Here is a 23,763-nt window from a genome sequence, read left to right as displayed (position 1 = left end):
ACCTTTTCTATGTTGGTAATTGAATATTACGCAATTTATCAATTGTTAAGTGCAGCTCAACTTAAATTAATTTCTATCGGGTTGTTCATCTAAAAGTTTTATTGCATATTCCAACGCAGAGTCTTTACTCTCCTCAAGGTCTTTGATGTTAGGAAACTCAAATGCATGTTCCACAGGAACTCCGACAAATTCATAGCTTTGCCCTTCACTGTCGGCATAAAACTCATTAGATAACGTAATCCCCCAACCATTTGGTAGTGCTTTTATCAACGCATCACTTAAGGCTCCATAACTATTTTCACCGATGAATATCACATTATTCCTCGCCTTTAATGCTATTAAAAACACCTCTGCAGCACTTGGCGTGAGGTGACTGGTAATCACAACAATTTTACCAACGAAAGGTTTAATGTTTGCGGGGGAAACAAGTATGCCTTTCTTTTCACTCATGCCAGTTGGAACTTTGAAGCTTTTAGTGCCAATTCGAAGTGGTTTATCTATAAGGTAGGACATTATTTGTAAAGCGACTAAATCACTTCCGCCAGAACTATCCCTAAGGTCTATAATCACTCCTTTAGAGCGATTAAAGTGTGGCGTTATCTTTTGCATTACTTCCTGTGTTTCATGTGCATCGAAACTTTCGACTCTAAAGTACGAACCACCACCTTTGAGTTTTGCAATAAGGAAATTATCCGCTAGATATTGTGCAGGTTTGTTGGTAGAAAAATAGGATTCTACATTTTTTATCCATTGCCGATAGATATACCTGTAAACTTGTGAAATATCCGAAAACTCAGAGTTTTCAACTAGATATTCTTTCAGTCTTATTTCTGAAGCAGACTTTCTCGGTGAGTAATGGCTTAGCCTATTTAAAGAGCCATCAATCAATATCGCATGACCATCTCTGATATATTCAAGAAATTCGTCAATGATTTGTTGTAGTTCATCAGGGGTTGTATTGTTATCTGCGCGTTGGAGCCACCGTGACTTCAATGCCTTCCAGTTTAGCTCTTTTTCTTCAGTAAATGCGTAATGATAAGAAAAGCTGTCTAATACAACTCTTAATACCTGACGACTATTGAATACATAGCTATTGCTTTGAAAGCCATTTAGCTCATTAGAAGTACAAGTTTTTGGTAATACACCGAGCTTTGTGACAGATAGAGGGAATAACTTATCAAAGTCTAATTGTTTAGTTTTTTCATCAATGGTTACACCATCTCTTTGAGCTTCATCAGTTAAAAAATGATTCAAAAGACAATAATTATCACTGATATCGTAGACAAGTGGTTTCACATGATTCGTTAAATCAAACACATATCCATACCCTTCAGTTTTCCAAATGGCAGTTGCCGAAGAATGAAAACTACTCATAATTGTAGTCATTAAAAATAACAAACCAATGAGCAGTTGTTTAACTAAATAATCCATATCAATCTCTCATATTTACAGTGCTAAAACACAGCGCACCATCCAGTTGTTTAGTGTTTGAATATGGTATATACCATCTATACCGCTATAAGTCGTTAATGGTCAAGCGCGAAAGGCAGGTTGCCATCTGTACTCAATGCACTCTCAAGTGTTAATGCCTGCGCTAGAAATTTCTCTAACTCTTCTCTTGAGTTTCTTTTAATACGCAATGCGTAACTGCACCGTTGCGATCTAATGCAAGAAAAACGGGCACTTTGGTTATGTCATGGCTTATAAACCCCACGTTTGCGAGCTGGTCTATCCAATTGGCGTTTACCCTTGACCGACTCATTTATAAAGGTTTCATCGGCTTCAATAATCCCACCTGAATATTGATGCCATTCTTGACTGTAAACCAAATGCCTTTTATCTTGTTCTTCATGCCAAATAGTGGCGTATCTGAAAGTGAATTAAACGTCCGAGTGCAGGCTTTGTATTTGTATCGCTTTAGACCTCGCGCTGTTGTTCCGTATTTTGTGAATTCGTGACTACCACAATGGGCGCATTCAGCTTCATCATGCACAATTGCCAACATTATTCGAAAAATCATATCCTCTACATGCTGTCGAAGTCGTTTTAATTCAGTGCCTTTACATACAGCTTAAAGTTGGTTATGCATAATCAAATAAATCGTAAAGACAAGCATGTTTAATACTTAACCAAAGTTTTGAAGGCCTATTTACTTTATATATTAGAAAGCCTTATACAAAGCGGACCTTATTACTCTTGAGAAGCTCAGTTTTAATTTTTTATATTTATAATTTAATAAGTTAGATAAATGCGTCACAAAATTATAGCCATGTCAGCATGCCCAACTAAAGTGCCCTATTCTGACAGCAAGTATTTTTATTGAGCCACCAGCTGTATGATGTGTTCTCAAGTTAACCAAGCTATCCGCTTACAATAAAAACGAACACTGTATATAAAAACAGTGCCATGTATATTAACTGATTCAACGGTACTGTTAATCAAATGGAGCATTAAATAATGGTGCGCATCCACACAGTATTTTCTTTAAGTTCAAAACCAAGCTTGGAGAGTAGTTTTATACACGCTATATTGTGCGGTGATACATTAGCTTGAAAGGTCTGTATTTGATGAGTAAAATCTGGGAAGCCCGTTTCCAACATTCTTTTAGTAATCAGTAGTTCAAGTATTTCAAACATATAGCCACACTGCCAATAGTGCGGGGCTAATTCAAAACCCAGCCACGCAGAGTCACCATTAATATCATAAATACCCACACTGCCTATAAATGCGTTTGTTGTACTTTCAATAATGGCAAGCCTTACTACTTTTTGTTCGTAAAAGCCGCTGATGTCATCTTGGATCATTTGTTTTACGTCACTTCGGCTTAATGGCAAATCATAGTCGTTGAATTCTCCAACCCGTCTATCTGATAATATTGACCAAAGCGAATGACCATCTTTGTGATTTAGTAATCTCAATGAAACTCTAGGCAGTTGTAATGTACTAAACATAATTAAAAGTGTTACTTATGGCTTTATAGCTGCCTATTATTACCTTAAGATACTTAGCTAACAAGTTTAAAGGTATAACATATTATGAGTAAAGATTTTGAAGTGATCCAACCGACTACTACCGTTTACTGCCCAACGAGAGGCGAAGGCTGGACGTTAACGGGGATCACGAGTATTGAAGAATTCACATCTGTGATGTTTAATGGTGTTAGACACACACTCCCCGCCCGTGAAATAATTGAGAGTTTGTTACCTAACCAACAAGCTAGAGAATCTTAACAATTACCAACCAAGGACCATTAATAGAACCAAAAACAATACTTTATTCTAATTTATTTATCCCTACTTACCAGCATTTTGTGTATAAATTATTTCTAAAAGCTCATTTTTGTTGATTTAGTAGTCATTGACTAGGATACTAAAGTTAGTTTTTGAGGTTAATAATGGATGCGCTAGGCTTATAGGAAACAAGCAATACACATTTGGTATTAGGGAAAGACAGCTATAAACCAAATTGTAATTACCTCAAATTTACTGTAGCTGTGTTTATGGAATAAAGTTTAAGGTCTATTATTATGAAATCATCGTTAAAAATTGCTTCTTTATCAATTGCTATTTTATCTTCTTTGCAAGTTGCGCATGCAAATCAATGTTCAGGTCAACTTTATGGGATTAATGCAGGTCGTGGTGACACGGCAATTGTATTTAAACTAGATGAGTTTACACAGCAAGCTCAAGCCCACTCTCGTGCAAAGTATAGCTCTTCAGCTTTAGCACATGTCACAGATTCTAATCGTTTGTACTATATTTCAGCACCTCGCCCTACAGGCTATAAAGTTGAAGTAGACCATCTTGACTTTAACTCAACAGAATTAAAGTCTTTACCTATCAGTGGTAGCAAGTTTAAATATGTAAAACTTGCTTATGTTGATTTAAATACCAATGAACATGTTGAAGTGGGTAAAACTAACAACATGTATCGTTTAACGTATGATCAACAAAATAACCGACTAATTGGTTCATATAAAAATAAACTTTATGCGATCTCTCCTGATACAGCCGAGACCACTGAGCTAGGTGAAATCTCAGGCCTTGAAAATGCGAAAGGCATTTGGCGTGGTGATATGGTTTACAAAAATGGCGAGTTAATTCTAGTTACTAGTAGTAGCCTATATAAAGTTGATGTTGAGTCACTTTCAGCAACTAAATTGTCAGATCACAAGCTAACAACTGTAACCGGTGCTAGTTTAAATCAGCAAGGTGATATCCTTTTAAGCCGTACGTTGTTAACGGACTTAGGCCACTCTAATAAATCACAAATATATAAAGTTAATGAGAATACTGGTAACACTTGCCATGTTGCAGATTTCCCTGTTCGTATTAATGATTTAGCAACGAACCTTAATGAGTCGGTTGCGTGTTATGAAGCGCCTATTTGTACTGTTTCAGATATTCCAACTTTTACATTAGTCGCAATAGCAGACACTGTTGATGAAGGTAACACGTTATCTTATCAATTAGAGCTAAGTAACAGTTATGAAGAAGATATAGAAATTTATATCTCTACCACGCCTGATACAGCCACATCATCAGATTATAATTATCCTGATCAATTAATTACGGTTCCAGCTGGTGAAACGCGTGTCACTATCAGTATTCCTACATCTGAGAACGATGATTTTAGTGAGACAAAAACATTTACCGTTAATGCCGTAGCAGAACAAAATGCGACCGGCTCTAGCTCAGTAACAGCTTCAATATTGAATAATGATGAACAATGTGTTCCTGAAAACTTTACTCGCATCAATTATAGTTTTGTGTCTGAAAGTGCAGGATACGATAATGATTGGGGTGTAAAAGTTAATAATCAGTACATAAAACTACTTGACGAACGTGGTGCAGCTGGTTACTACGATGTTGCAGCAAGCGCCTCAATTACGTATGTACTTGCAGTCAATGGTAATGCAAGTAAACTAAAAACAGCTTATAAAACGCATGGCACTAAGCAGTACTGGGAAGACCAAAACGATAATGACTTTAACGACTTTGTCGTCAACGTTACTACACAGCCAATTCAAAAAGGGTGTAATTAAACACTTAAAGCCTTCGCTTAAAGTAATAAATTACCCCACAAATAAGCCAGCATTGCTGGCTTATTTGTTTTTAATAACATTTAGTTATTTACGTAAAGCATCTATTCGCTCATCCAATGGTGGATGTGATGAGAATAATTCTGCAACACCTTTACCACTGGCAATACCGAATGCCATCATTGATCCTTCTAATTGTGATGGGTGATTCTGTTTTAAACGCTCAAGCGCAGAGCGCATTTTATCGGCACCGACTAACTTAGCAGCTCCCGTGTCTGCAGCAAACTCACGCCTACGACTGTAATAAGCCACAACAATACTCGCCAGCACACCAAATATCATTTGGAAAATTATGTCGAATAAGAAGTAAGTCCAGCTACTGCCGCTCTCTTCTTTATCGCTATTTATAAAGTTATCAACAATACCTGCGAGTACTTTAGCAATAAAAATGACAAAGGTATTTACCACGCCTTGTATCAGCGTCAACGTAACCATATCACCATTTGCTATGTGTGATACCTCATGGGCTAGTACAGCTTCGGCTTGATCTTGGCTCATGTGCTGCAATAAACCAGAACTCACAGCAACCAATGAATTATTTTTACTCGGGCCCGTTGCAAATGCATTCATTTCAGGACTGTCGTAGATCGCTACCTCAGGCATTTTTATACCTGCTTTGTGTGCTTGTTCAGCAACTGTTTGCATTAGCCAATGCTCAGTTTCATTACGCGGTTGTTCAATAACATACGCGCCGGTCGATCTTTTCGCCATCCATTTGGACATAAGCAATGAAATAAACGATCCACCAAAACCAAACACAGCAGCAATCATTAGTATACCGCCTAAACTTCGGTTACTAATGCCAAACACACTCATTAAAATAGACAATACAATGCCTAAAACCAGCATGATTGCTAAATTAGTTAGTAAAAACAAAAAAACACGTTTCATAATATCCTCAGTGTAACAACAATTGTATTAAGTAACGGTTGTATCTCTTTCAGAGATAAATTTGAAACCGCTACTTAATAAAATTACATATCACTGAACAGACTATCGTAAGGACACTATAGGATATGGTCGCTATTGTGTGACAAACTATGTCATAAAAGCAAGTGATTTACTCAAGTCATATCAAGGTACAGGATTCAACGTTTCATAGGAGCTTAAGATCAAGGCTATACTTCGCGATAATGGCAGTCCCTTTTAGGAAAAATAACGTATAGAGTAAGTGCCTGTGAAACGCCCTGCTGGTTGGTTTGAAAGCGATTCAAACTAAGTTACTTTTATAAAAGACTGATTTTAATAAGGGAATAACTATTGTCTGTAATCAATCCCTTGCCTAAATCGCTGTTAACTCCAGCTGAAAACCACAGTTTGATGTGACTTGGTATACCTATGGTTTAATTGATAAAACTTCAAGGAGAGATTTATAAATTTGTAATTTAGCCGGGTTGTCAGCATAAGGGCTTATAGCAAGTAGTGGAAATGGCAAACGCAGTTTCAACGAATCTATATTAGCTTGGTATTCATTCATAGCAGGATCAATCTGATTGGCAATCCAACCCACACAATTTATACCCAGCATTTTAAAATGTGCCGCTGTTAATAATGCATGATTTAAGCAACCTAATTTCATCCCCACAACAAGAATCACCGGCAACTGCTCTTTGCAAACCCAATCATATAAATAATCAGTATCATTTATTGGTAATGCCCAGCCACCAGCGCCTTCGGTTAGAATATGATCACATTCTAACTCACTTAACTTTGCGTAAGCTTGGCTAATACCCTCAACAGTAATAGTTGCATCCGCTTTAGCAGCGGCAATATGTGGCGCTATGGGCGGTGCAAAAGTAAAAGGGTTTATTAGATCATACTTGGCACTGACAGTGGCACTTTCCATTAAGGCAAGCGCGTCATCATTAACCAATTCATCAAAGGCTATTTCAGCACCAGCTGCGAGCGGCTTAAAACCCAATGCACGCTTTTTATGTTGAGCTAATAACTTTAATAATAAACAACTAACATGCGTTTTACCGGCATCTGTATCGGTACCTGTGATAAAAAATTGTTTCATATTTTTTTAAGTTCCATAATCGCTACTTGATAACTAACAATTGCGCGCTCATTTACTAATGGGAAAGCGGCACACACTTGCTGTAAGCGGTGCTTAGTCATCAAACCTTTACGTTTTTGTTGGCTAAGTTGGTTAGTTGCTCCAATAGCTTTTAAAGAGCGCAGTGCTGCCATGGGAGATTCATAACTATCTTGGTAGCAGGTTTGGTTTAAACTGCTGATATCAAGCTTAGCAGCGCTAATATACTGCTGTAATTGAACAAGTGTATGAAATTTATTTACATGACTTTGCGAGTCAACTTTATTAAAAGCTGTTTTGATCTCAGCCAGTGATCCATCGACAACACAACTTAGGTATATTACCCCACCTGGCTTTAAAACCCGATACAACTCTTTTAATAAATGTGGTAAATTTTGCGACCATTGCACGGCAAAATTACTAAATATACAGTCAACACTTTTATCTAATAAAGGAAGTGCATCCATATCGGCACAAATAGCCATCCTAGCCTGACTATGTTTTAACATATCAAAACTTAAATCAAACGCGATTGTAGTGCCAAATAGAGCCTGTAAACGCGCAGTATTCACACCGGGTCCTGCACCTAAGTCTAAACATATCCCTGTAGCGTGTGATTTAACCTTAGCAAATAAATCATCTGCGCTGCGTTTTTGCACATTGGCGTGCTCAGCATAACCTGCAACAGCACGGGAGAATTTAGTCGCAGTTATCTGCTTTATATGCCGAGCGCTAACATCATTATCACTCTCTGTGTTACATAGTTGCTCTACAGCCATCATAAAATAGCCTTAAGTTCACTCACTAATCGGTTAATATCATCATGAGTATGTGCAGCACTTAAAGTTATTCGCAAACGCGCAGTGTTAAAAGGAACGGTTGGTGGGCGAATTGCAGTCAGCCAAATGCCCTTTTCTTTTAATTTATTGGCAGCTTCTAAGGTTTGCTCTGCACACCCTAGCACTATCGGTTGAATCGCAGACATTGATGGCATAACGGCTATTTTATGTGCCAATGCTTGTTTCTTAAAATGGTCTATATTATCAGCTAGTCGATTGCGTCTTAGAGCACCAACGTCACCTACAATCTGCTTAATACGTTGGCGTGTTAAATTAGTAATTAATGGCGATAGTCCCGTAGAGTAAATGTAATCGCGATTAAACTGCTGCATATAATCAACAAGCTCTTTACTTGCTAAAACACACGCCCCGCTGCTGGCCAGTGCTTTGCCAAATGTAATAACGAGCAAATCAGGTTTTATTGTTTCACAGGTCCCTAATCCTTGATTACCAAATACACCAAAACCATGCGCATCATCAATCATAAGCCATGCATTATGTTGCTTAGCTAATTCCTTTAATTTAGCTAATGGCGCCTGATCGCCATCCATAGAGAACACACCTTCACTAATAATGAGCTTATGCTTAGCTGATGATTTTTCTAATCGCGATTGCAGGTGCTGCATGTCATTATGATTAAAACGGATCATCGCCGCTTGGCTATGTAATCCGCCATCAATTAAACTGGCATGATTGAGTTTATCGTGGAAGGTCGCACTTTCTTGTGCTGTTTTCTTATCGTGGAATAACGCTTTTAACACACTATTGTTTGCGCTAAAGCCACTATTGAATAACATAGCCGCTTCAAAGCCCATTAGCTCACACAAATACGTTTCAAGTTGGTGCTGCTCAATACCGTAACCTGTAACAAGCGGAGAACTATTACTCCCTAAGGCAATACCTGTGTCATGCTGGATAACATCAGCGGCAAACCCTAGGTAGTCATTACTGGCAAAGTTTAAGTATTGCTGTGTATTAACAGTGATTTCTCTGCCTGTGGAATGGCTTATTAATTGGCGCTGGCGCGATAGCGCATCGTCAGCGCGTTGCTGAAGATGCGTTTTTATGTATGAAAAAGGCATTAGGCTTCGTAAAACATCTCAGAGGTTGCTTTATCAGCAACAGCCGATGACAACGATGCTTCATACGCTTCATCTGAATAGTCATGGCGCTTTTCAGGGTTCATACCTAATTTTCTAATTAAGTTCATATCGGCATCCGCCTCAGGGTTTTCTGTGGTAAGTAATTTATCGCCATAAAAAATTGAATTTGCGCCAGCAAAGAAACACATTGATTGCATTTGCTCATTCATTGCGTTTCGCCCAGCAGATAAACGTACATAACTCAGTGGCATCATGATACGCGCCGTTGCGATAGTACGAATAAATTCGAAATGATCTAAATCGTCTACATTTTCAAGCGGTGTGCCTTTTACTTTAACAAGCATATTTATAGGGACACTTTCTGGTTGTTGCGGTAGATTAGCTAGTTGCATAAGTAAACCAAATCGATCAGCAGCTTGCTCACCCATACCAACGATACCACCAGAACATACTTTCATACCCGCATCTCTTACATTACCTATGGTATCTAGGCGGTCTTGGAATGTACGTGTAGTAATGATTTGCTCATAATATTCAGGAGAGGTGTCTAAGTTATGGTTATAATAATCAAGTCCTGCGTCACGCAACGCATGGGCTTTATCATTATCAAGCATACCTAATGTCATACAGGTCTCAAGACCCAACTCTTTTACTTCTTTTACCATTTGAGAGATATATGGCATGTCTCTGTCTTTTGGATCTGACCATGCAGCCCCCATGCAAAAGCGCGTTGCGCCTTTTTCTTTTGCTAAGCGAGCTTGCTCTACTACCTTTTCAACTTCAATAAGGCGTTCTCGTTCTAAGTCTGTTTTATAATGACCTGATTGAGGACAGTACTTACAATCTTCTGGACACGCACCCGTTTTAATAGATAGCAAAGTCGAAATTTGCACTTCATTTGGATTAAAGTTTGCACGATGAACTGATGCGGCTTTAAATAATAAATCATTAAACGGCATTTCGAATAAGGCTTTTACTTCTTTATGTGTCCAATCGTGGCGAACTGGTGCAAGCTCCATAACTCTCTCTTTTTATTTTTAATGACGGTGATATTGGCTTAGTCTACTTCTTGACGTAACATTGTCAACGAACCCCAGCAAGTAGAAGTTTACAAATGAGCAATAAACAACCGATCGATCTCGATTTTGATCGCCACCATATATGGCATCCTTATACATCTATGGTTAACCCACTTCCCGTTTACCCTGTTAGTCATACACTCGGGAATAAAATTCACCTACAAACAGGTGAAGCTCTTATTGATGGGATGGCTTCATGGTGGAGTGCTATCCATGGTTATGGGCATCCCAACCTCACCAAGGCAGTCGTAAATCAAGTGAACACTATGAGTCATGTCATGTTTGGCGGTATTACACACCAGCCAGCCGTTGAGTTATGTAAAAAACTCGTTGCGATCACCCCTTCTAATTTACAAAAAGTATTTTTAGCAGACAGCGGATCTGTGTGTGTTGAAGTAGCAATAAAAATGGCGCTGCAGTACTGGTTAAGTCAAGGCATTACAACAAAGCAAAAACTCATGACGCCTTATAAGGGTTACCATGGAGATACTTTTGCAGCAATGAGCGTGTGTGACCCGGTGAACTCAATGCATTCCCTATACAGCGGCTTTTTACCTGAGCATATATTTGTGCCTGCTCCGCAAAGTAAATTTGACCAGCCTTTTGATGAATCTGAAGCCACAATACTTACTGAGTATTTTAAAAACCATCATCACCAAGTAGCCGCTTTTATTATTGAACCTATTGTACAAAATGCCGGCGGCATGAATTTCTATCATCCACACTATTTAAAAACGGTGCGCCAGCTATGTAATCAATACGATGTATTGCTGATTTGCGATGAAATAGCCACTGGATTTGGCCGTACGGGCAAACTCTTTGCTGTAGAACATGCGGATATTGAACCCGATATTATGTGTATTGGCAAAGCGCTAACAGGCGGGATGATGACTCTCTCGGCAACGTTAACTACAGATAAAATTGCCATTGGCATTAGCAATGGTGAAGCTGGCGTACTAATGCACGGCCCTACATTCATGGGTAACCCACTTGCGTGTTCTGTCGCATGTGCCAGCATTGATCTGCTAATGAATCAAGATTGGAAAAAACGCATAACACAATTAAACAACGCGCTGAGCCAACTAAAGTGCTGCCTTACTCTTGAAGGTGTCGTTAATGTTAGAACGTTAGGCGCTATCGGTGTTGTGGAGTTAGACAGAAGTGTTGATGTAGCAAAAATACAAGCGTATTTTATTAAACAAGGTGTTTGGATAAGACCATTTGGTAAGCTTATCTACCTAATGCCGCCATATGTAACAAGCGATGATGATATTAGCACATTAATAACTGCCATTTACAACGCGATTAACGACGGCCATTACTAAACTAACATAAACGCGAAATTACATGTAAAGGAAGCTCACATTACGTCAGCTTCCTTTACATTAGGACCGACTGTTCCTACCATTCAAACATATATGCCATTTTACTGATCATTTTTAAAGGTACATTATGGCCATTACGTTTTGCATATAGATGCTGCAATGACTTATCTTTCACTTCACCAACAATCACTTCTTTTACTTGATACCCTAACGCGATTGCAGCTTGATTATATGCAATAAATTCCCACTTCTTAATATTTGTGTTATCCACGATCACAAGCGGAATTGACTGAGCTAATGCATTAATAAATCGCGCTAAATTTAAATTATGAAATTGCGACTGTTTGAATTTATCAAATTGGTACTCTCCTCGCTCATTATAAAAGTAATCATCTGTTGAACAAATTAAGTACTGACTTTGGTCACCAGCAACTAATTCGTCCGCGAGGTTTTGAGCATAATAAGACTTACCACACCCTGGTAATCCACGTAAAATAAAGACTTGTTTCATAATACCTATAATATTTGGCAAGTTAATTTAAACACCTTGAGTGGATATAATGCCATAAAAGACGTATTGATCGCAGTGTAATTCTGTTTTTTATTGCTATTACGTTTGCTTTTTATGACTAAAAATCACACATTTGGCTATAAAGCATAAAAAAACGATAAAAAAATGAAAAGAATAAGCAAAGAGTTGCTCACACATGTTTTTTTATTTTACATTCAAAGGTAAGATACACCGTTCAAGTGCGATGCAGCACATATAATGTAGGCAACTTATATCATTGGAGTGAAGATGAGCCACTTAGCGATTTCAGAGCTATTAAAAGGCAAGGTTGCGGTAGACAGCCAAGTAACAATTAAAGGCTGGATCCGTACACGCCGCGATTCAAAAGCAGGAATTTCATTTTTAGCCGTTCATGACGGTTCATGTTTTGATCCTATTCAGGCGGTAGTACCTAATTCACTTAATAATTATGATGAAGTTACCAACCTAACAGCGGGTTGCTCTGTATCAGTTACAGGTGTTTTAGTACAATCGGCTGGCCAAGGTCAATCATTTGAAATTCAAGCAAATAGCGTACAAGTATTAGGTTGGGTAGAAAACCCAGATTCATACCCAATGTCAGCAAAACGCCACAGTATTGAATACTTACGTGAGCACGCTCACCTTCGCCCACGAACTAACATGATTGGTGCAGTAACACGTGTTCGTAACTGTTTAGCACAAGCTATTCACCGCTTCTACCATGAACAAGGCTTTTATTGGATCAGTACTCCTATTATAACAGCAAGTGACTGTGAAGGCGCTGGCGAAATGTTCCGTGTATCAACGCTTGATATGCAAAACTTACCGCGTACTGATAAAGGCGATGTTGATTACAGTGAAGACTTCTTCGGTAAAGAAGCATTTCTTACTGTATCAGGTCAGTTAAATGGTGAGACTTACGCATCGGCTATGTCAAAAATCTATACTTTTGGCCCAACGTTCCGTGCGGAGAACTCAAATACTTCACGCCACCTAGCTGAGTTTTGGATGGTAGAGCCTGAAGTTGCCTTTGCTGATCTTGAAGATATCGCAAAACTTGCTGAGAACATGCTTAAATATGTATTTAAAGCGGTACTTGATGAACGTCGTGATGACATGGAGTTTTTTGCTCAACGTGTTGAGAAAACAGCTATATCTCGTTTAGAAGAGTTTGTAGAAAAAGATTTTGCCCAAGTTGATTACACCGACGCAGTCGAAATTCTTAAAAACTGTGGCAAGAAATTTGAATACGCTGTTGAATGGGGTGTAGATTTACAATCTGAGCATGAGCGTTACTTAGCTGAAGAGCACTTTAAAGCGCCAGTAGTAATCAAAAACTACCCACGTGATATTAAAGCGTTCTACATGCGTCAAAATGAAGACGGCAAAACAGTAGCAGCTATGGACGTAGTTGCACCAGGTATTGGCGAAATCATTGGTGGCTCACAACGTGAAGAACGCCTTGATGTACTCGATGCGCGCTTAGAAGAAATGGGCTTAAACAAAGAAGACTACAGCTGGTATCGTGACCTACGTAAATATGGTTCAGTGCCACACTCTGGTTTTGGTCTGGGTTTCGAACGTTTAGTGGCTTATGTAACAGGTATGGGCAACGTACGTGATGTAATCGCCTTCCCTCGTACAAAAGGCAGCGCAACTTACTAAACTAAGTAACTAAGTAACTAATAAAAACCAACCTTTGTGTTGGTTTTTTTGTAAATTTAAAATACTTTTTTAAATTTCAACTATAGTTATAAAAAACAATAACCTGATATATATATGATTAAACACCTATTGCTTGTCACTAATTTATTCTTTTGTGTTGCCGCCTCATCAACACAACTTTCAAACCTTGATACTCAAAAACTTGATACCCAACAGCCTCAAACAATTTTAGTTGCAGGTTCAACCTCTGTAGTACAAATGTTAGAGCTTGTTCAAGCTGACTTTAACAATACTGAACAGAGTGTAATGCAGTTACGAGGGATGGGCAGTGATAAAGGTATACAAGCCATTGGTGAGAACTTAGTAGATATAGGCGCATCTTCTCGCTATATGACCAAAGCAGAGCAAGAACGTTGGCCGAATTTAAAACAAACTGTTTTGGCCCAAGACGCTTTAGTTTTTTTTACCAATATTGAAAATCCAATAAAAAACCTATCCACTGAACAACTCAGTGATATTTATCGCGGTAAATATACCCTTTGGAGTCAGGTGAGTGGTAAAAACACTGCAAAGTCAGAGCAAGATAACCAAATACACTTATTCAGCAAAGGTATTCAACACGGTACATTTGATGTGTTTTTGGAATTTTTAAACCTTGATTACATGAAATCAGCACAACCGGACGCCATTAAATTTAAATCAGCAGGAAATAGAGGGCTCTTTTCCAAACAAGACGTGGCTTTATACAATGAATTTAATCAGGCGTTAGGAATTGTACAACGCATACCAAATGCAATCGCGTTTGATTCCTTTGGTGCAGTATCACAACTTAAAAACTCAAAGCTAATCGATAAGATTAGAATACTAAGTATTAATGATGTCAGCCCAACGCAAGAGACCGTTAAAACTAGCCATTATAACTTTGTAAGACCATTAGTTTTAATTGTAAATACGCAGTCTGCTGAGTCAGTTAAAAAAGGTAAATTAATATCTGACTTTCTAAAGACAAAAGATATCAGAGAATTACTAACTAGCCATCATTATATAATGGTTGATTGATATTATTTATGCGGATAGTAAAAAGCGAAAGCATTTATGCTTTCGCTTTTTAATCCATATGAGAAACGTGCTTATGCAAGTTTATCCGACACAACTTTGTAAGTTGGATCTTCTATCACATTAACCTCAACTAAATCACGTGCCTTATGAAGCAACTGTGTACAGTCAGGGCTTAAATGACGTAAGTGAAGTTGCTTACCTGCTTTAGTGTATTTATCAGCTAAAGCATCTATTGCTTCTATCGCACTATGATCAGCAACACGACTGTACTTAAACTCTATAATAACGTCTTTAGGATCGTTTTTAATATCGAATAATTCAGAAAACTGTTTCACTGATCCGAAGAATAAAGGTCCGTGTAATTCATATACTTTAGCACCCTCTTCATCTATATAGTTTGTAGTAAAGATATGTTTAGCATGTTGCCATGCAAATACTAAGGCCGATACAATCACACCTACGCATACTGCAATCGCTAAATCTGTAATAACTGTCACACCCGATACTAAAACAATCACAAAGGCATCTGACTTTGGTACGCGTTTCATCATTTTGAAACTCGCCCATTCAAACGTGCCTAATACAACCATAAACATTACACCCACAAGAGCAGCGAGTGGGACCATCTCAATTAAGCCTGCAGCAAAAATAATGAAACCTAGCAACATTAATGCAGCGGTAATACCTGATAAACGCGAACGGCCACCTGAATTAATATTGATCATTGATTGGCCAATCATTGCACACCCGCCCATTGCACCAAAGAAACCACACGTTACATTTGCAGCGCCTTGACCAATACACTCTTTATTACTGTGCCCGCGCGTTTCTGTAATTTCATCAATTAGGCTAAGCGTTAGTAATGATTCAATCAAACCAATTGCAGCTAAAATTAATGCATAAGGTAAAATGATTTTAAGGGTTTCAAACGTAAATGGAACCATTGGAATATGAAACTCAGGTAAGCCACCAGCAATTGTTGCCGCGCTATCACCCGTCATATCTTTGAGGAAATCAAGTACAGTGCGTGCTTCTAAATCTAAGCCCATTACCAATGCTGTTACCGTCACAATTGCCACCAGCGTAGACGGTACTGCCGTCGTTAATTTTGGTAGAAAGTGAATAATAGCCATTGTTAAAGCAACTAACCCTAACATGATCATCATCGGCGAGCCTGTCATCCATTGCATACCACCTTGACCATCTGGCACTTTAAACTGACCAAGTTGAGCGAGGAAAATTACAATTGCAAGTCCGTTCACAAAGCCGAGCATAACAGGGTGCGGTACCATGCGAATAAACTTACCAAGCTTAAAGACCCCGGCTAATATTTGCAGTATCCCCATGAGCAGAACAGTGGCAAAGAGATATTCAACACCATGATCCATCACTAAACTTACCATTACTACGGCAAGTGCACCGGTTGCACCTGAGATCATTCCCGGACGTCCACCAAAAATAGCAGTTATCAAACCAACTATAAATGCTGCGTACAAACCAACTAAAGGTTCTACATTTGCAACAAAAGCAAACGCAACAGCTTCAGGGACGAGTGCAAGCGCAACCGTGATACCTGACAGTATGTCGTTTTTAGCAGAGCTTGGCGCCTTGCTGAGTAAGTTAAACATTGAATTCCTCTTGGGTGTGTGGGATCAAAAAAAGCGCTGAATTCTAACAAATTAAGTACAGGTTAACAATGTATACCCAAACAACATCCGGTGCGCGTTTCTGTTATGGGTTTAATAGAGGCTTACACTGCACATTGTTCCTTTTTTAAAAGGGAATAGCATTAATGCAAAGTAATTTAAAGATAATAAACAACGATGATACAGCTAAAGTTTGAATCGTTACGCTGCTTTAGTATAGTAGTATAAATTGTAGAAACAGGTTAAAAAAGAGTAATGATAATCTATTTAACCTGTTAAACATGGTATTAAAGAGGCAGTGACGTGCTGCGTTTAACGCATGTCATAGTCACATTAGAGTGAACTTCTTGAACAAATTCTAGATTTAATAAATTATCACGTACAAACTGCTCATACCCTTCAATTCCTTTTGAAATAATGCGCAACATAAAGTCCATTGTACCTGCCATACTGTAACACTCAGTTACTTCATCATAGCTCAAAATTAATCTTTCAAATTCAGCTAAATTTGTACGGCCATGATTTGATAAGCGTACATGAGCGTAAACTAGCATGTCAAAGCCAAGTTTTTTCTCGTCGAGTAAGGCAACTTTTCCTTTGATATAACCATCTTGCTCAAGTTTAGCAATACGGCGCCAACAAGGCGATTGAGACAAACCTACTTTATCAGCAATGTCAGCTGTAGAAAGACTAGCATCTTGCTGTAATAGTGCCAAAATTTGGCGATCAACATGATTTAAAGACATAATAATTCTTTTTTATATTACTAATTGGTTAAATTATACATTGCTTTATTTAATCCGTCTTGTATTTTTATGCATTCTTTATGCGTTATTAACCAAATTTACCGCTTATAAATGGATTTGATATGCGCTCCGTCACTACTTTAGTGTCCGGTCCATGCCCAGATAAAATACGTGTTTCTTCTGGCAAGGTTAAAATATGTTTTTTAATCGACTCGAGTAGTTGTTGCGCATCCCCTTTAGGAAAGTCAGTGCGCCCTACTGAGCCTTTAAAAATAACATCCCCCACAAATACAACGCCATGCGTCGGTTCGTAAAACACTATATGTCCAGGAGTATGGCCTGGGCAGTGGCGTATTTCAAAACGCAGCTCACCGACAGAAAATATATCACCACCTGATAACCAATGTGTTGGCGTAAATGGCGTTATCGGTTTAAAGCTAAACATCTGAGCTTGCATTGGTAATGCGTCAAACCAAAATAACTCATCCTTGTGCGGCCCTACAATATCAATACTAAAATGATCGGCCAGTATTTTTGCTGCGCCAACATGATCAAGATGACCATGGGTTAACAAAATACAATCTGGAGTTAAATCATATTTAGCAAGCTCAGTAATGATTTTATCTGCATCTCCACCAGGGTCTAAAACCGTTGCTTTACGTGTTTTTTTGCAAATAACAATACGGCAATTTTGTGCAAACGCTGTTACTGGTAACGTAATAATTTCCATGACTTAATTCTTTACTTCTGGTTGAGCATTAAATGCCATTAAGATTGGGTATTTCAAATATGCTTGATCATAAAATGGGGTTTTTTCATATAACCAATTCAATCGAGCTTGAGCATTGTTTGCAAAATTTGAATCTTCCCTAATTTTTTTATCGAATTCAAGTGCCAACGCAGGTTTGTCTTTTAACATTTGGCGTGCATAGGGGGCTAATGCGTAATTTTCCATGTATTCAGTACGTTGAAAAATCGTATTAAACTCCCCCCATGCGAAAAATGAGTCTGGTGCTGCTGGGTGAAGCAAATGTGCAACTAATTCACCTAGAGGTTGCGCTGTAACAACCTTAAACCAACCCGTTAAGTTTTGGGGAGCAGCTGTTTGAATGTCAAACTTCGCATTGACTCTAAAGCGTCCTTCAAATGGCGCTTTATCAAATTCATGTTCAGTGACTACTGCAACCTTTAAGTCATCTACACCTTGTGAAGCTGTCGTTATTTTTTCAACTAAAACACCCTGCAATTTCAATTTTTCAATTATATTTGGGTATGCCGCAGGTATATAAAATGCTGCAGGCACTGTAATTGTCTTAGTAACTTCTTTTTGCCAATAGATAGGTAAATCTGTGTATGCTTGCTTTTCACCTAAATATTTAACTTCCATTTGACCACTGAGGGTACTTTTGCTGCGAGCGTATTTTATGCCTTTGAATTCAATCGAATTGGCTTTTTTTGCATACCCGCGTTGCACTATAAGCTGACTAGGAACAAATTCGTGCTCTTTTTGCACAGCAGCTGCTAATTGCTGATGATGCTGTGCTAACGCAGATATTGCACCATCTAAAAACACATATGTACCAAGTACGCGTTGTTTGTAAGGTTTCAGCGAATGATTTTCAACAAGTATCGTCGGTAACGATCTTAAATCTCCCCACCCATTTGAATAGCGTGGTGTTGCTACCCATCCTGCTAACCCTTTTTTAAACTCGCGTTTATCCATTACAAATACAAGTGGGCCCGGTATATGACCCGACTCTTGTAATTTAGTATCAATTACAGGCTTGAAGTATTGGTTAAGTGCATCTGAAACGCTCGGGGACTCACTTGCAAAAACAGGATTGTAACCGTACGTTACATCGTACTGGTAATCCGCCCCATCAGTGACATGAACGTCAATGTATAAGTCAGGAGAAAATTGATTAATCATATTCATAACCCCTCTTACTTCCGGGGTATCTAGTTTTGTATAATCTCGATTTAAATTAAGGTTGTTTGCATTGGTTCTAAAGCCCATTTTTACAGGCCCACGTTGATTAATACGATTAAACTGGCTACTGCGCTCGTGGCCATCCACATTTAAAATCGGAATAAAGAGTATATTCACTTGGCTTAAAATATCACGACGTTTACCAGTCGCTATATCGCGTAATAACATAAATGTTGCGTCTTTACCGTCAATTTCACCCGCATGAATACCAGCTTGAATAAAGATGGTCGGTTTATTGGTATGCGATAATTGCGAGGCAGAAAACTCGCCGGTTTCACTTGCTATGATCATTTTGATAGCGCGGCCACTTGCACTGTGAGCAATGGTTTGAACTTTAAACTGAGTTGGATTAGCTGCGACAAGACGATCTACAAATTCCATCGTTAACTGATAATTTGGTGATTCTAAACCTTCGCTCAGCTCAAAGTCGGTTGTTAAAGGACCTTTTTGTTGCAGTAGTGCCAAACTTTGCCCTTGCCATGGTAGTAACGGTGGCAAATGGCTATCTAATGTAATACTGGCACTTAATAATAATAAACTGGCAATCATAGGTCTCTCTAACTTTAGCCTTTTAAGTGCTTGAAATTATAACAAGGATACAGAGCAGGTCGCGTAAACTGCGGTAGTTCAACAAAAAAATACAGCCAATGACAATTACAGCTTTTAACACGCACCTATTTTAAACAATAAAAAAGGCGCTATAAAAGCGCCTTGCCATTCAAGAGTTATGTGCTTAAAACATATCTTGATAAGGATTCGTCTTACTAAATTTAATGGCTTTTTCAAAGCCTGGAATATTCATTTGCGTATTAGAAATGACAATGTCATTTTCTTCAATCATGCCATCTCCAAAGCGATAAATAAGCGCATACTGACCTAAATCAGCTTGTTGCTGGTAATCAGCTTGAGCTGCTTTAACTACTTTATTACTTTGTGCGTATTTATTCATAACTGCACTGCCATGGCGCTTAGCAAGCATATTTATTGTTACTTTAGGTGAAAGTACCGTGGCAGTTGCATTATTTCCACCAAAACCTTTTGAGTTAATAAAGGCAATATCCATATCATCACATTGATAATGCGCTGTACGGATATCTAAGTGTTGGCTATGGACGTCATCAGCTACTTTATCTATCGTGGTAATACCCGGCATAATATTGTGTGTAAATACACCTAGCGCCATTGCTAACTGATCGCCACTCGCGGGGGCTAATGTATGACCAACGAACGCTTTAGGCGCTGACACTTTCCAATTATCTATTGCAAATGTTTGTGCCACTCGGTGATAAATAAGTGACTCTGTTACGCGGTTTTGAGGTGTACTTGAGCCATGCGCTAAAATAAAGCTTCGCTGTTGAACAGCGTCAATACCTAAAATATTAGCAGCCAATGCAACCGATTTAGCCATCGTAATGTAATTACCTGGACCTGGGGCTGTAATTGATTTTTTAACACCATCCGCATTAACAAATACATCGGCAACAGATCCCATGATCTGAGCGCCAAGCTCTAATGCAAGTGCATCATCCATCAAAATAACAACTTGCGCGCCTTCACCAATTGTAAAACCACAGTTTTCGCCAAAAGGCCGACTTGTACGACGATGATCCACCGTATCAGTTCCATCTAAACGTTTTAAGCCCTCTTCGTTAGCGAGCGCCCCCATATTACCAAAGCCTTCGATCATCTCAGGTGTAATTGCACACTCAACGCTGGCAACGACTGCAACACGAGTACGCCCCGCTTGAATATCATTTACTGCCGCACGTAAATTGTACAAAAATGTAGCGCATGCACCTGATGTAGTAAATGTAGTGCCTACATTTCCAGTTACATAAGCATTAATAAAGTCCGTAGACATAGTATTTAAACCAAGTGCAAGCTGCTTAGTGCTTACTCTCTCGCCCTGCTGGCGAGAACGAATTAAACCACCAAAACCTTCATCATTAACTTGCCCAGCAATTGACGCTGAATATGTGCCGATTTGATCGGGTTCAACACTGTTCATAATAGATTGCCAATCTAAACCCGTTGACTTAATTGCATCGGTTGCAGCAAAAATTGTCGCTTGCAGCCCGCGCGGTTGGTAACGACTATTGTACATAGTAGATGGATCAAAACCGGTAGGTAACTGACCCGCTGCTTTTATTGGATTATCACGGGTGCTGTCATGTTTAATCGCAACTTCTGCACTGATCGTTATTTTTACTTTTTTATCTTCTAAATCTTCAATAAGCCAGCTAGCAGGTATAGGCTGCGGTAAATCGCGACGGCGCGTTTCAAATACAATGTTTTGTTCATCACTGGCTGTGAAGGTCATTTTTTGCTGCCACGGTGTGGCATCAACATCAAAGTGATTCTTTTCAATCTTTCGGATCAAGGTGCCTGCAATCACTTGCTCGCCAAATAACGACTCAATATCATTTTGCCTAACAACCTTACCAGACTCATCTTTTAATTCACCTTCTTGCATTGAAACAAGATTCATTAAAGTTGCTAAGCCTAAAAATGTTTCTTGGCGAGCATTTGCACTCAAGCTGTCTAACACGATACGACGATAGCCTTGATGAAATGAAGTACGGCCTGCGGCGTTAATTCCGCCCATGCCGACAATAACGGATAATGCTGTCATAATTTACCTTGAGAAAACGTGTTATCGGGTATGTATACAGTTTAGATGGATTTAACATTCCAGATTGTGCTTAAATAGCCAAATAACCAGCCTAACAGGCCAGCGATCACTGGTCGGAGCAATTAAATGGACACAAACAAAAAACAATCGTCATTACAGATCAGTATTTTGGTTTACCAGCATTTATTAATCACTAGTTTAACCTTACCAATAGAGATGCTAAGAGCAGGCGAAGCCTTTGCAAAAAGCCATCTTCAATCAATCCCTTTTCGACCATTAACCATTAATTTAATTGCTGAGAATACACAGCCAATCAAAAATCGTAGCGGGTTAGCTATTTTACCAGATGATACGCACCTTACTGCGCCTCACAGTGACTTAATAATTGTGCCTGGAATTTGGCGAAACCCCCGCCCTGTAGTCCGCGCAAATAACCAGCTAGTTAAATGGCTTGGGGCGAGTTGGCAAAATGGCAGTTCGATTATTGGAGTGGGCACGGGCAATTGTCTTATCGCCGAAGCTGAACTATTAAATGGTCACCCTGCAACAACACATTGGCATTATGCTGAACAATTTAAGCGAGATTATCCATTAGTGTTGCTTAAACCTGATTTTTTTATCACTCAGTCGGAGCGTTTATATTGTGTTGCGAGCTTAAATGCACTCGCGGATGTAATCGTACATGTTATAAGCCAGTATTATGGGCAAGCAGCCGCACAACATGTTGAGCGCAATTTTTCTCATGAAATACGTAAGCCATATGAAGAGCAAAGATATTTAGAGGGTGCCGTTGATAGACATCCAGATGAATTAATTGCACAAATTCAATTTTGGTTAAAAAACAACGTGTCCACTGAGCAAAGTTTAAACGATGTTGCACAACTATTTGGTTTAAGTTACCGTACTTTTACACGTCGTTTTCGAAGTGCGACCAATCAAAGTCCAATAGAGTATTGGCAGCAATTGCGAGTTCAAACGGCTAAAGAGTTGCTTGCTTGCTCTAACTTATCAATTCAAGAAGTGGCTCTTGAGGTGGGATATAATGATCAAGGGCATTTAACCCGCGTGTTTAAAAAAGTACTCTCGCAAACACCAAGTGAGTATCGAAAAGTCGTTAGAAGAAAACTATTTGGCTAATCTATTAATTAAATGCATTATAATATTATATGTATTACCGTCATAAAGGACAGTCATGATCCATCAAGGAACAGGGGAAACCATCGTATTACTGCATGGCGCGACATCATCTTGCAATACATGGAAACACGTTGTGCCTTTATTAAGCCCTTCAAACGAAGTCTTCGCATTCACTGCACTTGGCCATCGAGGCGGTAATAAAGCCACTAGCAGTATAGAAATTAGCGACATAATAGATGACTTTGAGCGATTGTTAGATAAGTACAACATCGATAAACCCCATATCACCGGCAACTCTATGGGTGGGTGGGCCGCTATCGAGCTCGCTAAAAGAGGACGAGCCGCAAGCGTGTGTGCCATATCTCCAGCAGGTTTTTGGAACACGCCACAACATGGACAACATCTTGCGCTTAAAAAATTAAAGCGCCTGGCATTTATTGCTAAAATCACACAACCACTGTTACCTTTACTAGCGAAGTCATCTTTAATAAGAATGTTGGCATTAAAAGACGTTGCAAAATATGGAAACAAGCTCAGTGGATGTGAATTTACTGCCATGGTAGAAGATATGCTGTACTGCGAAGTTAAAAGCTCACTTTTTAATACAAAACAGTCGCTTAATTTTACCGAGCCACTGCCTTGTCCTTGTACTTTGGTATGGCCTGAATGTGATCTCTTATTTCCACCGAATATAAACGCTGTGATAGCTAAAGAGCGCCTCCCCGACGCTCGCTCTCTGATTTTAAAAGACATTGGCCATGTACCAATGATTGATGACCCCCTATTAATTGCTACAACAATTTTAAAAAGCATTGAATATGGTAAGGCTTTTGAACTTAACGAATAGCGCTTTTAATTACTTATAAGCCAC

General features: G+C 38.9%; 21 protein-coding genes. 7 read left to right on the top strand and 14 right to left on the bottom strand.

The genetic code is table 11. The features are described from left to right. Window positions 1–66 precede the first annotated feature (66 nt). From HJP15_RS08605 to HJP15_RS08600, 3 genes are all read right to left on the bottom strand, one after another. Window positions 67–1,431, bottom strand: coding sequence for a S41 family peptidase (locus tag HJP15_RS08605; protein WP_170173540.1), 1,365 nt, complete (start codon window positions 1,429–1,431; stop codon window positions 67–69). Between the two features lie 331 nt (window positions 1,432–1,762). Beyond that, complete coding sequence (locus HJP15_RS22410) at window positions 1,763–2,005, bottom strand: transposase (protein WP_502706977.1); 243 nt, start codon at window positions 2,003–2,005, stop codon at window positions 1,763–1,765. Window positions 2,006–2,450: 445 nt separating this feature from the next. Continuing rightward, entirely contained in the window at window positions 2,451–2,918 is a 468-nt protein-coding gene (locus HJP15_RS08600) for a GNAT family N-acetyltransferase (RefSeq protein ID WP_249365821.1), read from the bottom strand. A gap of 117 nt (window positions 2,919–3,035) precedes the next feature. On the opposite strand from HJP15_RS08600, the gene HJP15_RS08595 reads away from it, so the two are divergent. After that, the gene (locus HJP15_RS08595) at window positions 3,036–3,230 is read left to right on the top strand and encodes a CBS domain-containing protein (RefSeq protein ID WP_054204615.1); all 195 of its coding nucleotides are present in this window, start codon (window positions 3,036–3,038) and stop codon (window positions 3,228–3,230) included. A gap of 296 nt (window positions 3,231–3,526) precedes the next feature. After that, window positions 3,527–5,044, top strand: a complete 1,518-nt coding sequence (locus HJP15_RS08590; protein WP_054204616.1) for a hemolysin — start codon at window positions 3,527–3,529, stop codon at window positions 5,042–5,044. Window positions 5,045–5,128: 84 nt separating this feature from the next. Here the strand turns inward: HJP15_RS08590 and htpX are convergent, their stop codons facing one another. From htpX to bioB, 5 genes are all read right to left on the bottom strand, one after another. Beyond that, window positions 5,129–5,992, bottom strand: a complete 864-nt coding sequence (gene htpX / locus HJP15_RS08585) for a protease HtpX (protein WP_054204617.1) — start codon at window positions 5,990–5,992, stop codon at window positions 5,129–5,131. A gap of 445 nt (window positions 5,993–6,437) precedes the next feature. After that, window positions 6,438–7,121: a dethiobiotin synthase gene (bioD, locus tag HJP15_RS08580; RefSeq protein WP_170173538.1), complete on the bottom strand. Its 684-nt coding sequence runs from the start codon at window positions 7,119–7,121 to the stop codon at window positions 6,438–6,440. Next, window positions 7,118–7,921 (bottom strand): methyltransferase domain-containing protein, encoded by an 804-nt coding sequence (locus HJP15_RS08575; protein ID WP_064435402.1) that lies wholly within the window; start codon window positions 7,919–7,921, stop codon window positions 7,118–7,120. Before HJP15_RS08575 ends, bioD begins: the two co-directional genes overlap by 4 nt. Then, window positions 7,918–9,060 (bottom strand): 8-amino-7-oxononanoate synthase, encoded by a 1,143-nt coding sequence (locus HJP15_RS08570; protein ID WP_054204619.1) that lies wholly within the window; start codon window positions 9,058–9,060, stop codon window positions 7,918–7,920. The genes HJP15_RS08575 and HJP15_RS08570 overlap by 4 nt, the downstream gene beginning before the upstream one ends. Then, window positions 9,060–10,100, bottom strand: coding sequence for a biotin synthase BioB (gene bioB / locus HJP15_RS08565; protein ID WP_054204620.1), 1,041 nt, complete (start codon window positions 10,098–10,100; stop codon window positions 9,060–9,062). Before bioB ends, HJP15_RS08570 begins: the two co-directional genes overlap by 1 nt. Window positions 10,101–10,195: 95 nt before the next feature. Here bioB and bioA point away from each other — a divergent pair, with 95 nt between their 5' ends. Next, the gene (gene bioA / locus HJP15_RS08560; protein ID WP_170173537.1) at window positions 10,196–11,485 is read left to right on the top strand and encodes an adenosylmethionine--8-amino-7-oxononanoate transaminase; all 1,290 of its coding nucleotides are present in this window, start codon (window positions 10,196–10,198) and stop codon (window positions 11,483–11,485) included. 76 nt (window positions 11,486–11,561) lie between these two features. Here bioA and HJP15_RS08555 read toward each other — a convergent pair whose 3' ends face one another. Beyond that, window positions 11,562–11,996, bottom strand: a complete 435-nt coding sequence (locus HJP15_RS08555; protein WP_054204622.1) for an AAA family ATPase — start codon at window positions 11,994–11,996, stop codon at window positions 11,562–11,564. Window positions 11,997–12,284: 288 nt separating this feature from the next. Here HJP15_RS08555 and asnS point away from each other — a divergent pair, with 288 nt between their 5' ends. Together asnS and HJP15_RS08545 are read left to right on the top strand one after the other, a co-directional pair. After that, a complete protein-coding gene (asnS, locus tag HJP15_RS08550) occupies window positions 12,285–13,682 on the top strand; it encodes an asparagine--tRNA ligase (RefSeq protein ID WP_054453000.1) in 1,398 nt (465 codons plus the stop codon). A gap of 114 nt (window positions 13,683–13,796) precedes the next feature. Beyond that, window positions 13,797–14,741, top strand: a complete 945-nt coding sequence (locus HJP15_RS08545; RefSeq protein WP_170173536.1) for a substrate-binding domain-containing protein — start codon at window positions 13,797–13,799, stop codon at window positions 14,739–14,741. A 71-nt stretch (window positions 14,742–14,812) separates the two neighbouring features. Here the strand turns inward: HJP15_RS08545 and HJP15_RS08540 are convergent, their stop codons facing one another. The 5 genes from HJP15_RS08540 to HJP15_RS08520 form a co-directional block, all read right to left on the bottom strand. Continuing rightward, window positions 14,813–16,369, bottom strand: coding sequence for a SulP family inorganic anion transporter (locus tag HJP15_RS08540; protein ID WP_054204625.1), 1,557 nt, complete (start codon window positions 16,367–16,369; stop codon window positions 14,813–14,815). Between the two features lie 305 nt (window positions 16,370–16,674). Beyond that, the gene (locus tag HJP15_RS08535) at window positions 16,675–17,133 is read right to left on the bottom strand and encodes an Lrp/AsnC family transcriptional regulator (RefSeq protein WP_016707271.1); all 459 of its coding nucleotides are present in this window, start codon (window positions 17,131–17,133) and stop codon (window positions 16,675–16,677) included. 88 nt (window positions 17,134–17,221) lie between these two features. Then, the gene (locus HJP15_RS08530) at window positions 17,222–17,863 is read right to left on the bottom strand and encodes an MBL fold metallo-hydrolase (RefSeq protein ID WP_170173534.1); all 642 of its coding nucleotides are present in this window, start codon (window positions 17,861–17,863) and stop codon (window positions 17,222–17,224) included. 3 nt (window positions 17,864–17,866) lie between these two features. Then, window positions 17,867–19,672, bottom strand: a complete 1,806-nt coding sequence (locus HJP15_RS08525; protein ID WP_054204627.1) for a M14 family metallopeptidase — start codon at window positions 19,670–19,672, stop codon at window positions 17,867–17,869. A gap of 184 nt (window positions 19,673–19,856) precedes the next feature. Then, window positions 19,857–21,755 carry a beta-ketoacyl synthase gene (locus tag HJP15_RS08520; protein ID WP_170173532.1) on the bottom strand — a complete coding sequence of 633 codons (1,899 nt, stop codon included), beginning with the start codon at window positions 21,753–21,755 and terminating at the stop codon, window positions 19,857–19,859. A gap of 126 nt (window positions 21,756–21,881) precedes the next feature. On the opposite strand from HJP15_RS08520, the gene HJP15_RS08515 reads away from it, so the two are divergent. Both HJP15_RS08515 and HJP15_RS08510 read left to right on the top strand, forming a co-directional pair. Further along, on the top strand, window positions 21,882–22,892 hold the full coding sequence (locus HJP15_RS08515) for a GlxA family transcriptional regulator (protein ID WP_169326420.1): 1,011 nt from the start codon (window positions 21,882–21,884) through the stop codon (window positions 22,890–22,892). A 55-nt stretch (window positions 22,893–22,947) separates the two neighbouring features. Continuing rightward, a complete protein-coding gene (locus HJP15_RS08510) occupies window positions 22,948–23,739 on the top strand; it encodes an alpha/beta fold hydrolase (protein WP_170173529.1) in 792 nt (263 codons plus the stop codon). The last annotated feature ends 24 nt before the right edge of the window (window positions 23,740–23,763 follow it).

The organism is Pseudoalteromonas sp. NEC-BIFX-2020_002 (genome assembly GCF_013002825.1).
Taxonomy (GTDB): domain Bacteria; phylum Pseudomonadota; class Gammaproteobacteria; order Enterobacterales; family Alteromonadaceae; genus Pseudoalteromonas; species Pseudoalteromonas neustonica.
The sequence above is the reverse complement of the archived record's forward strand: the minus strand, read 5'-3'. Positions and strand labels throughout refer to the sequence as shown.